Raw genomic sequence first — 16,708 nt, 5'->3', positions numbered from 1 at the left:
GCCGCCCCTTCGTCTGTGAGGACTTTCAGGCACTGAGCCCAGTCGTCGAACCTGCTGTCACCAACCGCGCTCTGCGAGGCGGTGTCCGACAGGCAGGTCGTCGACGTTGATGCCGACCATTGCCTCGCCGAGTCCGCGCGAGACCTTGGCGAGCACGTCCGGGTCGTCGTAGAACGTGGTGGCCTTGACGATGGCCTCGGCGCGCTGCTTCGGATTGCCGGACTTGAAGATGCCCGATCCGACGAACACGCCCTCGGCGCCGAGCTGCATCATCATGGCAGCGTCTGCCGGGGTGGCGATGCCGCCCGCGGTGAACATGGTGACCGGCAGCTTGCCGGCCTTGGCGACCTCGACGACCAGTTCGTACGGGGCCTGCAGTTCCTTGGCGGCTACGTACAGTTCGTCCTCGCTCAGCGAGGTCAACCGGCGGATCTCGCCGCGGATGGTGCGCATATGGGTGGTGGCGTTGGAGACGTCTCCGGTGCCTGCTTCACCCTTCGAGCGGATCATGGCCGCGCCTTCGTTGATGCGACGGAGCGCTTCGCCGAGGTTGGTGGCGCCACAGACGAAGGGAGCGGTGAACTTCCACTTGTCGATGTGGTTGGCGTAGTCGGCCGGGGTCAGGACCTCGGACTCGTCGATGTAGTCGACGCCGAGGCTCTGCAGGATCTGCGCTTCGACGAAGTGACCGATGCGTGCCTTGGCCATGACGGGGATGCTCACGGTGGAGATGATGCTGTCGATCATGTCCGGGTCGCTCATGCGCGAGACGCCGCCCTGTGCGCGAATGTCTGCGGGGACCCGCTCGAGTGCCATGACGGCGACGGCGCCTGCGTCTTCGGCGATCTTGGCCTGCTCAGCGGTGACCACGTCCATGATCACACCGCCCTTGAGCATTTCAGCCATGCCGCGCTTGACGCGGGCGGTGCCGATGGCGGTGGTGGGGGCAGAGTCGGGGGTGCTCACAGCAAACTCCTGCAGTAGTGGCGTGACAAAAGAAACAAGGCACGGCGAACACACGAGTTCATTCGCGCGGAGGCCTCTGGCCAGAACTCTAGGACGAACCGGCCTTCGATTCCGTATCCAATTTGCCATTGCTGGCCTTAAACTGCCCGCGAGCACTGAACGACCGAACGATCAGCGGATGGAACGCACTTCCGGATCCTCGGAACCGTCCGCAATCGTCGCCGCTTCCACCAGGAGGTTTGCCAGATCCAACGGGTAGACGGGCTCACCGGACTTGGCCAGTCGGCGGATCTCGTCGGCGCTGCACCAGCGATGGCCGGTGATGGCACGCTGTTCCAATTCCGTGTGGCCTTGGAAGACCGGCTCGAAGCCGTGAGTGCGCGTAGCAAAGAACAGCTCTTCCGAACGGATCAGCTCACCGTCGAACGGGAAAATCGCCACACGACGCCAGAGCGGACCTCGCAGATTCTCCGGAGCCACGACGAATCCGGTCTCCTCCTCGATCTCACGAACGGCAGCCGCCCGTAGGTGTTCGCCCCGTTCGAGCCCTCCGCCGACGGTGAACCAGAAGTAAGTGTTCGGGATCTTGGGATCGTGGCCGCACAACAGCAGCACCCGATCGTCCTCGTCCAGCATCACCACGCGGGCAGAGGTCCGTGACGTATCCACGGTGATGCCCTCGGGCACCGCCGCCGCGGTCGTGCGCTCCGATATCTCGAAGTAATGAGGTAGCGGTGCCGTTCCCCCGAGGTGAAGCCAGCGAACAAGTCGACGCGTACGCAACGCGAGAGTGTCGCGCACCGCGTCGTTGTGGAACCGCCGAGCGATCAGGACCCTCGCCTCGGCATCGGCCAACTCGGCCACCAGTTGAGGTCGCAGCGACGTCGTGCCGTAGGCAGCGAGAGCATTGGACAGCCGGTTCTCGGCAAGCTCGCGATCCTGACGATCCGCACGTTCGGCGGCGTCCGCCAAGGTGACGAATCTGCGGGCGTCGTCGGCGCTCATGTCCACAGCCGCCGCGCGGACAACCGCGGCACGACGGGACAGAGCCGCATCGAGCGCCAACCACGACTGATCCGAACGCACATGCAGTCGATCGAGTCGGTTCGCCGTCCCGTACGCCCACAGTCCGACGACCAGGACGACGGCAGCGACGAGCCCGAGAATGAAGATCGTCAGAGCGGAGAAGGTCATGACCCCACCACGCGTACGCCTGTGCCGCCAACCGTGACGGTCTCGTAGACACGCAGGATCTGTTCGGCCACCACCGGCCAGTCGTATTCGGCAACAACACTTGTCGCGGTGTTGACCAGCGCGCGTCGTCGATCCGGGTCACCGAGAACGGAATCGATTGCCTCGGCCAAGGCATCGGAGTTCCCGATGGGGACCAGCAAGCCGGCCTGACCGTCGCGAAGAACACGGCGGAAAGCGTCCAACTCACTGGCCACGACGGCAGTGCCCGCCGCCATGGCCTCGACCAGCACGATCCCGAAGCTCTCACCACCGAGATTGGGCGCGCAGTAGACGTCCGCACTACGAAGCGCCGACGCTTTCTCCTCATCGCTGACCTGCCCGAGCAGGCGGAGATGCTTGAAGTACTTGCCCGCCTCTTTGCGGAGTTTCTCCTCGTCGCCGCGTCCGACCACGATCACTTCGAGATCCGGATGACGCTCGACCAACTCCGGCAACGCACCGAGAAGGACGGCCATCCCCTTGCGCGGTTCGTCGTAGCGACCGAGGAACAGAATGGTTCCGCCCTCGCGCGGGTAGCCGGGCAATAGATCGGCCTCGGCAAACGCTGCGACATCGACGCCGTTGGGAATTTCGACGGCGTCGGATCCGAGGGACTCGACCTGCCAACGACGCGCCAACTCCGAGACTGCGATCCGGCCACTGATCTTCTCGAGATACGGAGCCAAGACACCCTGAAAAGTGCTCAGCACCAACGACTTCGTGGTCGACGTGTGGAAGGTGGCGACGATCGGGCCTTCCGCGATACGCAACGCGAGCATGGACAGACTCGGCGCATTGGGTTCGTGGATGTGCAGAACGTCGAAGTCACCTTCCGCGATGAACTTGCGGAGGCGGTTGTTCGCCGTCGGGCCGAAAGACAACCGCGCAACAGAACCGTTGTAGGGAATCGCGACGGCTTTACCTGCGGAAACCACAAAATCCGGCAACTCGTCGTCATCGGACGACGGCGCAAGCACACTCACTTTGTGGCCGCGTTCGATCAGCACCTCGGCCAGATCCACCACGTGCGCCTGCACGCCACCGGGGACGTCGAAGGAATACGGGCAGATCATGCCGATTTTCATTCACCCTCCATGCGGGCGAGCCGCGATTCGGAGAGGTCCGAGCGCCACAGCGGCTGAAGCATGTGCCAGTCAGCGGGGTGCGCTGCGATGTTGACCGCGAAACGGTCGGCAAGTGCCTGCGTGGCCGGGCCGACTCCGCCGGACACGTCGATCGGCGGGTCGATCTTGAAACCCCAACCATCGGGAGTGAACCAGCAGTGGACCGGAAGTAGCGGCGCGCCGGTGTCGATCGCGAGCTTCGCCGGGCCCGCGGGCATGCGAGTAGGTTCGCCGAAGAAGGTGACGGGCACACCCTTCTTCGCCAGATCGCGCTCCCCCAACAGGCACACGATCTTGTTCTCACGCAGATGCTTGGAGAGTTCGACGAACGGAGGATGCTCCCCTCCGCTGAGCGGAAAGATCTCGAAACCGAGACTCTCGCGATAGTCGACGAACCGTTCGTACAGGGATTCGGGCTTGAGCCGCTCGGCAACGGAGGTCAACCCACCCCACTGCTGAACACACCACACGCCGGCCATGTCCCAATTACCGCTGTGAGGCAGCGCCAGTACCGCGCCATGACCTGCAGCCATTGCCTTTTCCAGATGCTCCTGGCCCTCGACCAGCGCATGCAGCGCCTTACCTGTCGCAACCAGGTCCATCGACGGAAGACGAAACGCCTCACGCCAGTACCGGGCGTACGAGCGCATCGAATCCTTGATCAACTGATCCGGAACTTCCTCCGGCGTCGTGCCCAGAACTCTCGCGAGGTTCTTCCTGAGTTGTTCGGGACCGCCCTTGCGTACCGCGAAATCCGCTCCGGCGTCGAACAGCTTGACCGCCACCGATTCCGGCAGGCTTCGCACCAGACGCCAACCCGCGGCGTATCCCAGATCGGTTGCACGCTCGGCAAAGCTCATTTCTCTGCCTCGCCGTCCGTGTTCGGCGCACCTTCGACCGTCGATGCGGCCGGGGCGATCGGCAGAAGTTCCCGGGCGCCAGGGGAATTGCGCACCGCGAGCACTCGCTGGAAGACCGTCACGATGCTTCCGGCGGCAAGTACCCACATCGCGATGTGGATTGCCCACGGAAGACCCATACCCGTCAGGCCGGATCCGACCAACACGATGATCAGTCGGTCCGGGCGCTCGATCCACCCGCCGTCCGCAGTCAGCCCGCTCGCCTCCGCACGCGCCTTCGCGTACGAGATGACCTGCGAGGTGACGAGGCAGATGAGCGTCGCGACGAGCAGCCACTTGCTGTTCTCGTGGTAAACCGCCCACCAGGCCAGGCCGGCAAAAATCGCGCCGTCGGCTACGCGGTCGCAGGTCGCGTCCAGTACCGCCCCGTACCGCGTTCCGCCGCCGCGAGCACGAGCCATTGCGCCGTCGAGCATGTCGAACATGACGAAGAACCAGATGAACATGGTTCCCCAGAACAGATGTCCGGACGGAAACAGCGTCACCGCACCGGCGACGCTTGCCACCGTGCCGATCACCGTCACCGAGTCCGGCGTCAGACCGGTCTTGACCAGCGCCTTCCCCATAGGTGCCGTCACCTTGGACACCGATGCGCGCCCGAAGAAGCTCAACACCGCAGGAACCCTCCCCGTCGTGAGTTCCGGTTCGGAACTCGTTGCAGCAATGCATCCTGCCATGAAGCCGGATGCGTCAACCTATTGTTGCCAGGCACCGGCGAGTAGTGCCCTGGTCTCCCGCAGCAATTGCGGCATCACCTTGACCCCACCGAGCACGGTGATGAAGTTGGCGTCGCCGCCCCAACGTGGCACTACGTGTTGGTGAAGGTGCTCGGACAGCGAACCGCCCGCAGCGGCACCGAGATTCAGGCCGACGTTGAATCCGTGAGGATTCGACACGCTCTTGATCACCCGCAACGCCTGCTGGGTGAACGCCATCAACTCGGCGCTCTCCTCCGGCGTCAGGTCTTCGAGTGCCGCGACCTTGCGGTACGGAACCACCATCAGGTGCCCCGGGTTGTACGGATACAGGTTCAGAACCGCATAGACATGCTCACCGCGGGCAACGATCAGTCCTTCTTCGTCCGACATCTTCGGAATGTCGATGAACGGTTCACCCGTCGTGCCCGGGGTGTTGGGCGCCTCGGTGATGTACGACATCCGATGCGGCGACCAAATGCGCTGCAAATGGTCAGGGTCACCGACGCCGTGGTCGATCAGCGAACCCGGACCGTCGTCACCGGGGGCGCTCACTGCGCCACGCTTGGCTGCACCAGTTCGGCTGTCGGCGAGGCGTTCTCGCGGCGGCCGATCCACTCGGTGATGATCCGGACGGCGTCGTCGACGGGAATGCCGTTGATCTGGGTGCCGTCGCGGAAACGGAAGCTGACCGCGCCGGCCTCCACGTCACGCTCGCCCGCGAGGAGCATGAACGGGACCTTTTGCGTGGTGTGGTTACGGATCTTCTTCTGCATCCGGTCGTCACTGAAATCGACCTCGGCGCGAACACCGGCTGCCTTGAGCTTCTTCGTGACGTCGAACAGGTGATCGGCGAAGGCCTCGGCCACCGGGATTCCGACGACCTGCACCGGCGCCAGCCACGCCGGGAACGCGCCCGCGTAGTGCTCGGTCAGGACACCGAAGAACCGCTCGATCGAGCCGAACAGCGCGCGGTGGATCATGACCGGACGAGTCTTGACGCCGTCGGTGCCGGTGTATTCGAGCTCGAACCGCTCGGGCAGGTTGAAGTCGAGCTGGATGGTCGACATCTGCCAGGTGCGGCCGAGTGCGTCCTTGACCTGAACGGAGATCTTGGGACCGTAGAAGGCGGCTCCGCCCGGATCAGGCACCAGAGTCAGCCCGGAAGCTTCGCCGACCTCGGCGAGAGTTGCAGTTGCCTCTTCCCAGACGTCGTCGCTACCGACGAACTTGTCCGGGTTCTTGGTGGACAGCTCGAGGTAGAAGTCGTCGAGGCCGTAGTCCTTGAGCAGGTTCAGCACGAACTGCAGCGTGGTGGTCAGCTCGTCGCGCATCTGCTCACGGGTGCAGTAAATGTGAGCGTCGTCCTGGGTCATGCCGCGCACGCGGGTCAGTCCGTGGATGACGCCGGACTTCTCGTAGCGGTAGACCGAGCCGAATTCGAAGAGCCGCAACGGCAATTCACGGTACGAGCGTCCGCGAGCACGGAAAATCAGGTTGTGCATCGGGCAGTTCATCGGCTTGAGGTAGTAGTCCTGGCCCGGCTTGCGCACGGTGCCGTCCTCGTTCAGTTCCTCGTCGACGTGCATCGCCGGGAACATGCCGTCGCGGTACCAGTCGAGGTGACCGGAAACCTCGTACAGATGCCCCTTGGTGATGTGCGGAGTGTTGACGAACTCGTAGCCCGCCTCGATGTGGCGGCTGCGCGAGTAGTTCTCCATCTCGGTGCGGATGATGCCGCCCTTGGGATGGAACACCGGCAGACCCGAACCGAGCTCGTCGGGGAAGCTGAAGAGGTCCAGTTCGGTACCGAGCTTGCGGTGATCACGACGCTCGGCCTCGGCGAGCAGTTCGAGGTATTCGTCCTGAGCCTCGGTGGACTCCCACGCGGTGCCGTAGACACGCTGAAGATCGGCGTTGTCCTGGTTGCCACGCCAGTAGGCGGCGGAGCTTCGGGTCAACTTGAAGGCCGGGATGTGCTTGGTGGTCGGAATGTGCGGGCCGCGGCACAGATCGGACCAGATCTTGTCGCCGGTACGAGGATCGAGATTGTCGTAGATGGTCAGCTCGTTGCCACCCACCTCCATGATCTCGGGATCGTCGATACCGGACTTGTCGTCGATCAATTCGAGCTTGAACGGCTCGTCGGCCAACTCGACCCGAGCGTCCTCGATCGAATCGACCACTCGACGCGAAAAGCGCTGTGATCCCTTGATGATCTGCTTCATACGCTTTTCGAGCTTGGCCAGATCCTCCGGAGTGAACGGGCGGTCCACCGCGAAGTCGTAGTAGAAGCCGTCCTTGATCGGCGGACCGATGCCGAGCTTCGCGTCGGGGAATTCTTTCTGAACCGCCTGCGCGAGGACGTGGGCCGCGGAGTGCCGGATGACGCTGCGGCCGTCCTCCGTGGATGCTGCCACCGGCTCGACGTCGACATCGACCTCAGGTGTCCACGACAGATCCTTGAGCGTTCCCTCGCCATCGCGGACAACGACGATCACGTCGGGCCCCTTCGTGGGGTATCCGGCTTCGCGCACTGCAGTCCCGGCGGTCGTCCCCGCGGGCACCCGAAGTGGGGCGGCTGAGTGCTCTGGCGCGGGACTGGTCACGGCGATGTGCTCCTAAAGGTATTGCGACAAGTTAGACAGGCGTCGTACCCACTGCGAGCACGCGCACGATCATGTTATCGGCCCTACCGACATGGTGAGACAACCGAGTGAAGGAAACCGGGCCGCGTTCAACTCACAGCGGCGACTCGAGCCACGAGTAGTCCAGGCCCACCCATGTCCCGATCAGGCCGAAAGTGCCGAGCACCCACAAAGTCGCCAGGACGATCACTGTGGTGAACAGAACGCCCAACCCTTTGACGAACAGCGACTGCTTGCCGAACCATTCCATGAACCGGTCGTATCGAGCCTTCGCGAAATGAAGGAGTCGATGTGCCCACGCGAACTCCGACGCCAGGATGCCGAGGCCGGCGAAAACGATGAGCCAACCGGGCCCGGGGTACGGAATAGCCACGATGCCGGCGGCGAACACGATCGTGCCCACGACTCCGACGCCGATGCGGTACGCAAGATTGAGGGTGGGCCGCGCGGCGATTCCCGCGCGCCACCGCTCCCAGCGGGACTCTGCGTCCTGGAAGACGGACAGGTCTGAATCGTCGACGGAAGAATCGACCTTTTCGGTACTCAAAGCAGTCACCTTTTCGGTCGCGAAATGTCTCACCGACCAGGCTACCGAAATCGTCGCCCGGCGACCTGCGACGACGGTCTGCATGCCGAAACGACCGTGCCCCTCGAACAGCTGTGCTCTCAAACAGCTGTGCTCTCAAACGACTGAAGGCGTCCCCGATGATCGGGAACGCCTTCAGTATTTTTCTGTGGTCCCGGCTGGGATCGAACCAGCGACCTTCCGCGTGTGAAGCGGACGCTCTCCCACTGAGCCACGGGACCGTAAGTCATCCGAACGCATGCGCTCGAACGAGTTGGAACATTAACACGGCTGCGCGATGAATACGAATCACCAGGTTGGCATTCGTTTTGCTCCAGGCGACCCCGAAATCTACGAATTCGAGCTGATTTCAGACCGTATTCATCGCCAAGACGGACAGTTGCAACGCGCGCGACGGGCCGATTCGACTCCGAACACGCCACTGAGCTGGTGATTTGTGTGTATCCAACACGGTCGGCTAATGTTTCCAACGCACCGAGGAGAGCGAGCAGCTCCCCAAGCAACACGGTGCGATGCGGACGTGGCGCAGCTGGTAGCGCACAACCTTGCCAAGGTTGGGGTCGCGGGTTCGAATCCCGTCGTCCGCTCGAGAGGTGTGACTCAACCTTTTACGGTGGAGTGGCCGAGTGGTGAGGCAACGGCCTGCAAAGCCGTGCACACGGGTTCGATTCCCGTCTCCACCTCGCGCGATTAGCTCAGCGGGAGAGCGCTTCCCTGACACGGAAGAGGTCACTGGTTCAATCCCAGTATCGCGCACCACGTCAGGCCTTCGGGCCTGATGGTCAAGACCTGCTTGCAGGTCTGATAAGTTAGAAAAGTACTGAGTTCCCGTAACGGAGTTCATTGCTCATGCGGACGTGGCGCAGCTGGTAGCGCACAACCTTGCCAAGGTTGGGGTCGCGGGTTCGAATCCCGTCGTCCGCTCCATTTTTCTCCAGAACCCGCGCGATTAGCTCAGCGGGAGAGCGCTTCCCTGACACGGAAGAGGTCACTGGTTCAATCCCAGTATCGCGCACCATTTGAGAATGCAAGAAGCCGGAACCTCAGGGTTCCGGCTTTTTGCGTTCGAGCGCCGAACACATCAACCGCAGTACTGACGCAAGCCCCCTCGGGAATCCACGTCAGTACTGCGGTTGATGTAGCTGATCAGATTGTTGTAACTGCTCAGTGAGAGAAGCGGTTCGCTGCCGAAGTCATCGCGCGCAGCGAGGACTCCGTCGACGACTCCGCGATACCCATCGCCCAGCTCCGACGGCCGTCGCACTCGGTGAAGATGAACGTCGCAGTGCGGTGGCCGATCTGGTGCTGATGGAAAGACAGGATCTCGAGCGAGATTCCCGCGTCGTGCAGCATCGACGTCATGGCCGAGATCGCGCCGGTCGAGGTGGCGGACGCTTTCTGGATACGCTCCCCCAGACCGAGAGTCGCTTCGAAGGTCCAACGACCCGGCGCAATCTTCTCGGAGGACCACGCACCCAGACGGATCGGGCCGCTCATAGCCGCATACGTGGACTCGAACTCGGTCCACGACATCGCTGAGCATTCGGCACGCAAGCCGGCGGGCAGAGATTTGCCGTGACGCGCCGCGAAGGGATCAGCAGCAGAAGAAGAATCAGAAGCGAAAGCGAAGTTGTAAGTCATGATCGTGGTCTTCCTGGAATGAAGTGGAGGACCAACTGGTAGCAAGACGACCCGCAGCGAGGGGTCGGTCCGATTCAGACCCCGCTACGGCGGCTTACTACGAGAATTCGCTTCATGAGAGACGAGGCTAGGCGGCCCGGTTCGAGAATGCAACCCAGACCGCCTCCGCACAGGTCAGACCTGAGCCGCTTTGTGCTCGGCGATCAGGGCGCGATACCACTCGAACGAGGTCTTCGGTGTGCGCTTCTGGGTGTCGAAATCGACGTGTACCAGGCCGAATCGCTCCTTGTATCCCGCAGCCCATTCGAAGTTGTCGAGAAGTGACCACACAAAATAACCGCGGACGTCGACACCGTCGTCCATTGCCGATCGGAGCGCGCGAAGGTGCGCATCGTGATAGTCGATTCGTGCTTCGTCGTCGACGACGCCTGCGGCATCCGGGGCGTCGTGGAATGAACATCCGCTTTCGGTGATGTAGATCGGCGGCAGTGCGTCACCGAAGCGGGCGTGGAACGTCCGCAAGATCTCGCCCAGCCCCTCGGGAACGATCGGCCAACCGAAATCGGTTGTGGGATAACCGGTAATCGCGACAGGGGCAAAGGGCAGGCCCGGGGGGAGGTCGACTTCGAGCACACCTTCGGTCCCCTGGCCTTCCACCGGAGCGGCAATCATCGTCGGCTCGTAGTAGTTGATCCCGTACCAGTCGAGCGGCGCCCCGATGATTTTCAAGTCCTCGTCGACAGGACCGCTGAGCAGCTGAGCGAATTCGTCGGCCGGGTACTTCCCGACCAGAACCGGGTCGGCGAACATCCAATTGACGACGTGGTCGTAGATGTCGGCAGCCATCACGTCTTCCGGCGAATCCGAAGCGGCACGCACCGGAGCATGGTTCGAGGCGATTCCGATGTTCGTGCATCCGGTTGCCCGAAGCGCTTCGACAGCGAGGCCATGCCCGAGCAGCTGGTGATGTGCGGCTTGGAAAGCCTCGAACCCCAGGGCCAGTCCGGGGGCGTGAACTCCGAGGGCATGCCCGTAAAGCGTGTGCACAACTGGTTCGTTGAGCGGCATCCACATTCCGACCCGATCCGACAGTCGCTCGCCGACGACCTGCGCATACTCCCCCAGCCGATACGAGGTGTCGCGGTTCATCCAGCCGCCCTGCTCCTGCAAGGCAAGGGGCAGATCCCAGTGAAAGAGCGTGACGGCAGGAGTAATTCCCACCGAACACAGTCGGTCGATCAGGCGGTCGTAGAAGTCGAGCCCCTTCGCATTCACGGCCCCCGATCCGGTGGGCAGAATGCGCGACCACGACAGAGACAGCCGATAGGCGTCGAGCCCGAGCTGATTCATCAGCTCGATGTCCGACTCCCAGCGGTGATAATGATCGGCAGCGACCGTCCCGGTGTCGCCCCCGACGACAACACCGGGACGGTCACAGAACTCGTCCCAGATCGACGGTCCGCGACCGTCTTCGGCCACAGCTCCTTCGATTTGATAGGCCGCAGTGGCGGTTCCCCAGACGAAGGAAGTCGGAAATTCTGGTGTCGGCTGCCGAGTCATGTCGGTCAGTTAATCAAAGAACCGTGCAAAACACGCAGCTTTGTTGGACACTCGACCAGTATCAAGATCCAGTACCGTTCGGCCTAACCGAACGAACGAGACAAAGGCCCTGCTTGATGACGGATAACACCCGCACCCTGACGAGGGCTCGGATCGCCACTTCGGTGGCCTTCGGACTTCAAGGATTTCTGCTCGCCGCCATTCTGACGCAGCTGCCGCAGTACAAGGACTTGTTCGAGCTGAGCGAGACACTGGTTGTGGTTGCGGTTGTCACCGTGTCCGTCATCGCCGGGCTCGGCAGCGTGCTCGCCGAGATGCTGGCCGTGAGAACGTCGAGCAAGATGACCCTGCGAACTGGGCTCGCCGTCATCGCAGTCTTCGGCGGGGCAACCGGAATTGCGCCCAACGCAGCGATGTTCTTCGTCTTCCTGGCGATCTACGGCATCGGACTCGGCATGGTCGACGCGGCCGCCAACATGCAGGCAGTCTCGATCCAACACGCCAAGGGCCGCTTCATCCTCTCCTCGTTCCATGCTTCCTGGAGCGTCGGAGCGATTGTCGGCGCCCTGTTCATCTCTGCTACCGCAGGCCTCGACATTTCGATCCGCGTCACGCAGGTGATCGCTGGAGTTGTTGTCGGACTGATGCTTCTGGCCTTCGGCCCGCAACTGCTCGATCGGTCCGAGTCTCCGGTTGCCGAGGCAAACATCACGAGCACCGCAAAATTCGCGGTACCCACCCGCGCCTTCGTCCTCCTCGGCGTCGCGATGGCATTGTTCTACGCGGTCGACTTCAGCGTCGGAAACTGGTCGACTCTGTACGTCAAGGACGAACTGCTCGCCGACGCCGGGACCGCTGCCCTTTCCGTGGCGGCGTATCAGATCGCGGCACTTGTCGCACGACTGACCGGGGACTACTGGGTCGGGAAATTCGGTGAGACCACCGTCGTGCGGATCGGCTCTCTCATCGGCGTAGTCGGTATGACAGTTGTCGTCCTCGCGCAATCTCCCGCCGTTGCCATCGCCGGGTTCCTCATCGTCGGGCTCGGGGTACCGGTGATCGCTCCGATCTGCTTCAGCGCTGCCGGCAGGATGGCTCCCCCGGATCAGGTCGATGCGGTGATCGCACGCATCAACCTCTTCAACTACGTCGGCACAGTCGTCGGCGGCGGCATCGTCGGCGCGGTCGCTGCCTTCAGTGACCTTCGAATCGGGTTCCTGATTCCGCTGGCGTTCTGCGCGATCTTGATAGCTCTTGCTCCCGCGTTCGCACCGAAACGAGCCACAACTCCGGTCGCCGAGAACGCCGCTTGAGCATTGCGCCCGAGGAAAGTGGTGTACTTGATCGACCGAATTGTGTGCGCGAGAGGCAGAAACTGACGTGACGATCACCGTTGACCGGGCCGGGATCTGGGATTCCGAAGCAATCGCCGACGTGGCAGCGGTGACATTTCCACTGGCGTGTCCGCCGGACGCATCCGACGACGACATCAGTGCCTTCATCGACAACGTTCTCTCCGTCGACAAGTTCTCCGAGTACCTGACCGATCCGACGCGAACCGTTCTCAAGGTCATTCGCGACGGTTCGATCGTCGGCTACGCGATGCTTGTCGACGACGAGCCCGCCGACCCGGACGTCAAAGCTGCTGTGACACTTCGCCCGACAACAGAACTCAGCAAGTTGTACGTGCTTCCGGGTAACCACGGAACCGGCGCGGCAGCATCCTTGATGGACGCGGTTGTCGACCACGCACGACGCAGCGGAAGTGCCGGGATCTGGCTGGGCGTCAATCAGGAGAACCTGCGCGCCCAGAAGTTCTACGCAAAGCACGGTTTCACACAGGTCGGCACGAAGACTTTCCTCGTGGGCGCACAACTCCACCACGATTTCGTGATGGAGCGCCCCGTCAGCTGACAGGCGTGCAGACTAGCCGGCCGCGACCTCGAAACGAGAAAGTGCGAGCAGGCGCGAGGTCGCGCGCAAGTACTTCTTCTTGTACCCACCGGCGAGCATCTCGGGGGTGAAGATCTCGTCAAGGCGTGCGCCGGAAACGGTGACCGGGATGCTCGCATCGTACAGGCGGTCGGCGAGAACCACGATGCGCAGTGCAACGGACTGATCCGTTGCCGGGTGGACACCGTCGATGAACACGGCCTTCACACCCTCGACCAGCTTGTTGTACCGCGACGGGTGCAGGGTGCTGAGGTGCTTGCACAGCTCGTCGAAGTTGTCGAGCGTGGCGCCGTCGATGGCGTCGGCCCGAGAGACCAACTCCTCCGAGGAGATGGGCTCGGGTGCGGGCGGGAGATCGCGGTGACGGTAGTCGGGGCCGTCGACGCGAATCGTCTCGAAGATCGAGCCGAGCTTCTTGATCTCGCGCAGGAAGTCCTGGGCGGCGAAGCGACCCTCCCCGAGCTGGCCGGGAAGCGTGTTCGACGTCGCGACGATGGACACGCCGCGCGCGGAAAGCTCCGAAAGGAGGCGGGATACGAGCATGGTGTCGCCCGGATCGTCGAGCTCGAACTCGTCGATGCAGAGAACGCTGTGGTCGGCGAGCGCTTCGACCGCCTTGTTGAAGCCGAGAGCGCCGACGACGTGTGTCAGCTCGACGAAGGTTCCGAAAGCCTTCGGCGACGGAACGCTGTGGAAGATCGACGCCAGCAAGTGAGTCTTACCGACACCGAACCCGCCGTCGAGGTACAGGCCGACGCCGGTCGCCTGGGTCTTCTTGCCGAACAGTCCGCGGCGTCCACCACTACGGATCTTGGTGACGCGCTTGGAGAATTCCTCGGCCTTGGCGACAGCAGCTGCCTGGCTCGGTTCCTTCGGATCAGGAATGTAGGACGCAAAACTCACCTCGTCGAACATTGCGGGAGGCACCATTTGAGCTACCAGTTGATCGGCGGGTACCACCGGGCTTCGATCGACAAGACGTTCATGCATCCGTCAAGGGTATCTACGTGATGTGATCTCTCATGTGCACCGTATGGATATTGCGACCTACTTCACACCAGGCCACGACGACGAACTCCGCGGCTTGTACGCCTATCCGGAGAACCTCTCGCAACCCTGGATGCGCGTGAACTTCGTTTCCAGCATCGACGGGTGCGTCGCCGTCGACGGAGTGAGCGGTGGACTGGGCACACCGGCAGACAAGTCGGTATTCGGGATCTTGCGCGAACTTTGTGACGTCGTCGTGGTCGGCGCAGGCACAGCGCGAGCCGAGAACTACGGGGGTGTGCAGGTCTCGGACGAAGCCCGGGCGCGTCGCACTGCCGACGGCCTCGCTCCGGTCCCACCGATCCTCGTCGTCTCGGCGCACGCGTCGATCGACCCCGAAAGCCGACTCCTTCGCGATACCGAAGTTCCACCGATCCTTGTTGTCGGTCGCGACGCGGACTCCGCGGCAATTTCGGCGCTGAGATCTGCCGGAGCGCAGGTGGAGGTGACGGACTCACCGAACGTCACCAGCGGCGACATCGACAGGGCCTTGTCGGCTCGCAAGCTCCGTCGCGTGCTGTGCGAGGGCGGACCGTCACTTTTCGGGCAGTTGATCGAGGACAATGCCGTCGACGAACTCTGCATCACCACGTCACCTCAACTGGTGGGGAGCAAAGTCGGCCGAATCTCACTCTCCCCCAACGCAATGCCCACAGCCATGCGTCCCGCGCACATTCTCGGTGATACGGACGGCACGATCCTCACTCGATGGGTTCGTCAGCAGCCACGTCGGTGAACCTGGCACTCTGGTCGGCATGCGCAGAGTTGCTTTGATGGCCGTCGTCCTCGCGACGTGTTGTGCGTGCGGCGCCGGTCCGTCGCTTCGGCCCGCCGTCGCGGTCGAAGGCCGCACCGACGGCAGCCCTGCCCAGAGCGAGGGACCGTCGCCCGATGCGCCGCCGGTTGACCCTGGCGTCCCGACCGATGACATACCGTGGCGAGACTGCACCGGCACGTCACTCGCCGACCAGGCTCTCGCGGCGTCGAGCGCCGGTGTCATTCTCGAATGCGCGGAATTCAATGCCCCCATCGACGTGACCGGCGCCATCGACGGCAACTTCACTGCCGGCTTGACCCGCGCTCGGACCTCGTCGACGCCTGCCGACGCGTATCCGATCGTGTTCACATCGGGCACCGATCGTTCGTCGGGAAACTCTCTGGCCATGCTCGCCGCATCCGGCTTGAACACGGTTCTCGCCGAACATCCCGTGGTTGCCCTCGATCGACGCGGAATCGACAGGTCCACCGCAATCGACTGCATGACGCCGGAAATTCGGCGCGGCCTTCACGATCTGGGCCAGTTCGACGCGGATTCCACCGGTGACGCCGCCGATGCGGTCGCCGCTCTCGGTCACGACGCCACCATTGCCTGCACCGACTACCTCGACCCTCAAGAACTGAAGTTCGGCGCGGACTCCGCTGCCGAGGACATCGACGCTCTACGTACACGGTGGGGCGTCGAGACCATCGCTCTGTGGTCGGCAGGGTCCGGCTCGGACATCGCGCTGAGCTATGCGGCGGCCCACCCGAACAACCTCGCGAGATTGATCCTCGATTCTCCCGCTCCGGTGGCCACCGACGCTGCCACCGAGGCCGAAAGCCGCGTGCAGGGCGAGGAAGCGGCATTGGCGGCATTCGCTCAGCGATGTGTGGCGCTGAGGTGCTCGCTCGGACCTGATCCGAAGAAATCGGTCACGGACTTGATGGAGCGCGCTCGCGCCGATGAATTCCAGCCGCTGTCCGCCGCTGCGGTGTCGAACGCGATTTCGGCCAGCCTGTGGACTGCCGGAACCAACCGTGAGCAGGAGACCCGCTCACTGTCCGACGCTCTGTCCGCGCTCGGTACCGGCAACGCTTCGCCGATTCGAGAGCGCGCCGCCCGGGCGGAGAATGAGGTGGACGGCGACGGCCAGTTCATCGGACGGTGCACCGACGGCATGCAATGGCCGGGCATCGGGCGTGCGCGCGAGCTTGCGGACACCTGGGGCACCAACTATCCGGTGTTCGGGCGAGAAGCCGCGCTCGGGTTGCTGGCGTGCGCCAGCTGGCCGTCGACCGCCAACTCCCCCCTGCCGAATCAGTTGAAGCCCCCAGTCCTCGTGCTGAGCGGTCAGGGTGACCCGGCCGTCGGGAACTCCGGACTCTCGACCGTCACCGGCGTCGTGACCAATGCAGGATCGCGCTTCGCAACTCTGGACTGGCAAGGTGCGGGTCACCCCGCGGCACAATCCACCTGCGCTCAACAGGCGATGCGCCTCTACCTCAGCGACGCCTCCCTTCCCAGTAACGGAAGCGTGTGCCCGGCCTGACTCGGGCGCTCGTCCACCACGACCGA

The 16,708-nt window shown here is 63.1% G+C and carries 15 protein-coding genes and 6 tRNA genes; 9 read left to right on the top strand and 12 right to left on the bottom strand.

What is annotated here, in order from left to right; translation table 11 throughout:
* Window positions 1-57: 57 nt before the first annotated feature.
* From pdxS to ASU23_RS22350, 9 genes are all read right to left on the bottom strand, one after another.
* On the bottom strand, window positions 58-966 hold the full coding sequence (gene pdxS, locus ASU23_RS22390; protein WP_003943338.1) for a pyridoxal 5'-phosphate synthase lyase subunit PdxS: 909 nt from the start codon (window positions 964-966) through the stop codon (window positions 58-60).
* Window positions 967-1,137: 171 nt separating this feature from the next.
* Window positions 1,138-2,160 (bottom strand): NUDIX domain-containing protein, encoded by a 1,023-nt coding sequence (locus ASU23_RS22385; RefSeq protein ID WP_058038727.1) that lies wholly within the window; start codon window positions 2,158-2,160, stop codon window positions 1,138-1,140.
* Complete coding sequence (locus ASU23_RS22380) at window positions 2,157-3,284, bottom strand: glycosyltransferase family 4 protein (RefSeq protein WP_003943332.1); 1,128 nt, start codon at window positions 3,282-3,284, stop codon at window positions 2,157-2,159. The genes ASU23_RS22385 and ASU23_RS22380 overlap by 4 nt, the downstream gene beginning before the upstream one ends.
* Complete coding sequence (locus ASU23_RS22375; RefSeq protein ID WP_007732919.1) at window positions 3,281-4,183, bottom strand: phosphatidylinositol mannoside acyltransferase; 903 nt, start codon at window positions 4,181-4,183, stop codon at window positions 3,281-3,283. The genes ASU23_RS22380 and ASU23_RS22375 overlap by 4 nt, the downstream gene beginning before the upstream one ends.
* On the bottom strand, window positions 4,180-4,857 hold the full coding sequence (gene pgsA / locus ASU23_RS22370; protein WP_037130749.1) for a phosphatidylinositol phosphate synthase: 678 nt from the start codon (window positions 4,855-4,857) through the stop codon (window positions 4,180-4,182). The genes ASU23_RS22375 and pgsA overlap by 4 nt, the downstream gene beginning before the upstream one ends.
* Window positions 4,858-4,938: 81 nt before the next feature.
* Entirely contained in the window at window positions 4,939-5,493 is a 555-nt protein-coding gene (locus ASU23_RS22365) for an HIT domain-containing protein (RefSeq protein ID WP_058038852.1), read from the bottom strand.
* A complete protein-coding gene (gene thrS / locus ASU23_RS22360; RefSeq protein WP_058038726.1) occupies window positions 5,490-7,547 on the bottom strand; it encodes a threonine--tRNA ligase in 2,058 nt (685 codons plus the stop codon). The genes ASU23_RS22365 and thrS overlap by 4 nt, the downstream gene beginning before the upstream one ends.
* A 133-nt stretch (window positions 7,548-7,680) precedes the next feature.
* On the bottom strand, window positions 7,681-8,091 hold the full coding sequence (locus ASU23_RS22355) for a TIGR02611 family protein (protein WP_085989954.1): 411 nt from the start codon (window positions 8,089-8,091) through the stop codon (window positions 7,681-7,683).
* 230 nt (window positions 8,092-8,321) lie between these two features.
* Window positions 8,322-8,393: transfer RNA gene (locus ASU23_RS22350), tRNA-Val, on the bottom strand.
* Window positions 8,394-8,686: 293 nt separating this feature from the next.
* Here ASU23_RS22350 and ASU23_RS22345 point away from each other — a divergent pair.
* From ASU23_RS22345 to ASU23_RS22325, 5 genes are all read left to right on the top strand, one after another.
* Window positions 8,687-8,759, top strand: a tRNA-Gly gene (locus ASU23_RS22345).
* Between the two features lie 25 nt (window positions 8,760-8,784).
* Window positions 8,785-8,855: transfer RNA gene (locus tag ASU23_RS22340), tRNA-Cys, on the top strand.
* Window position 8,856: 1 nt separating this feature from the next.
* Window positions 8,857-8,931: transfer RNA gene (locus tag ASU23_RS22335), tRNA-Val, on the top strand.
* Between the two features lie 92 nt (window positions 8,932-9,023).
* Window positions 9,024-9,099, top strand: a tRNA-Gly gene (locus tag ASU23_RS22330).
* Between the two features lie 16 nt (window positions 9,100-9,115).
* Window positions 9,116-9,190: transfer RNA gene (locus ASU23_RS22325), tRNA-Val, on the top strand.
* A 146-nt stretch (window positions 9,191-9,336) separates the two neighbouring features.
* On the opposite strand, the gene ASU23_RS22320 is transcribed toward ASU23_RS22325, so the two are convergent.
* The gene (locus ASU23_RS22320; protein ID WP_003942597.1) at window positions 9,337-9,813 is read right to left on the bottom strand and encodes an alpha-isopropylmalate synthase regulatory domain-containing protein; all 477 of its coding nucleotides are present in this window, start codon (window positions 9,811-9,813) and stop codon (window positions 9,337-9,339) included.
* A 174-nt stretch (window positions 9,814-9,987) separates the two neighbouring features.
* Window positions 9,988-11,373, bottom strand: coding sequence for a GH1 family beta-glucosidase (locus ASU23_RS22315; RefSeq protein ID WP_054781938.1), 1,386 nt, complete (start codon window positions 11,371-11,373; stop codon window positions 9,988-9,990).
* 116 nt (window positions 11,374-11,489) lie between these two features.
* On the opposite strand from ASU23_RS22315, the gene ASU23_RS22310 reads away from it, so the two are divergent.
* Both ASU23_RS22310 and ASU23_RS22305 read left to right on the top strand, forming a co-directional pair.
* The gene (locus ASU23_RS22310; RefSeq protein ID WP_058038725.1) at window positions 11,490-12,686 is read left to right on the top strand and encodes an MFS transporter; all 1,197 of its coding nucleotides are present in this window, start codon (window positions 11,490-11,492) and stop codon (window positions 12,684-12,686) included.
* A 67-nt stretch (window positions 12,687-12,753) separates the two neighbouring features.
* On the top strand, window positions 12,754-13,287 hold the full coding sequence (locus ASU23_RS22305; RefSeq protein WP_003942603.1) for an N-acetyltransferase: 534 nt from the start codon (window positions 12,754-12,756) through the stop codon (window positions 13,285-13,287).
* Window positions 13,288-13,299: 12 nt separating this feature from the next.
* Here the strand turns inward: ASU23_RS22305 and zapE are convergent, their stop codons facing one another.
* The gene (gene zapE, locus ASU23_RS22300) at window positions 13,300-14,316 is read right to left on the bottom strand and encodes a cell division protein ZapE (protein WP_058038724.1); all 1,017 of its coding nucleotides are present in this window, start codon (window positions 14,314-14,316) and stop codon (window positions 13,300-13,302) included.
* 43 nt (window positions 14,317-14,359) lie between these two features.
* Between zapE and ASU23_RS22295 the strand changes: the two genes are divergently transcribed.
* Window positions 14,360-15,109: a pyrimidine reductase family protein gene (locus ASU23_RS22295; protein ID WP_042919913.1), complete on the top strand. Its 750-nt coding sequence runs from the start codon at window positions 14,360-14,362 to the stop codon at window positions 15,107-15,109.
* Window positions 15,110-15,128: 19 nt separating this feature from the next.
* On the top strand, window positions 15,129-16,682 hold the full coding sequence (locus ASU23_RS22290) for an alpha/beta hydrolase (RefSeq protein ID WP_058038723.1): 1,554 nt from the start codon (window positions 15,129-15,131) through the stop codon (window positions 16,680-16,682).
* Window positions 16,683-16,708 lie beyond the last annotated feature (26 nt).

The sequence above is a fragment of the Rhodococcus sp. KB6 genome (assembly GCF_001445685.1).
In the GTDB taxonomy this organism is placed as follows: Bacteria; Actinomycetota; Actinomycetes; order Mycobacteriales; family Mycobacteriaceae; genus Rhodococcus_F; species Rhodococcus_F qingshengii.
The sequence above is the reverse complement of the archived record's forward strand: the minus strand, read 5'-3'. Positions and strand labels throughout refer to the sequence as shown.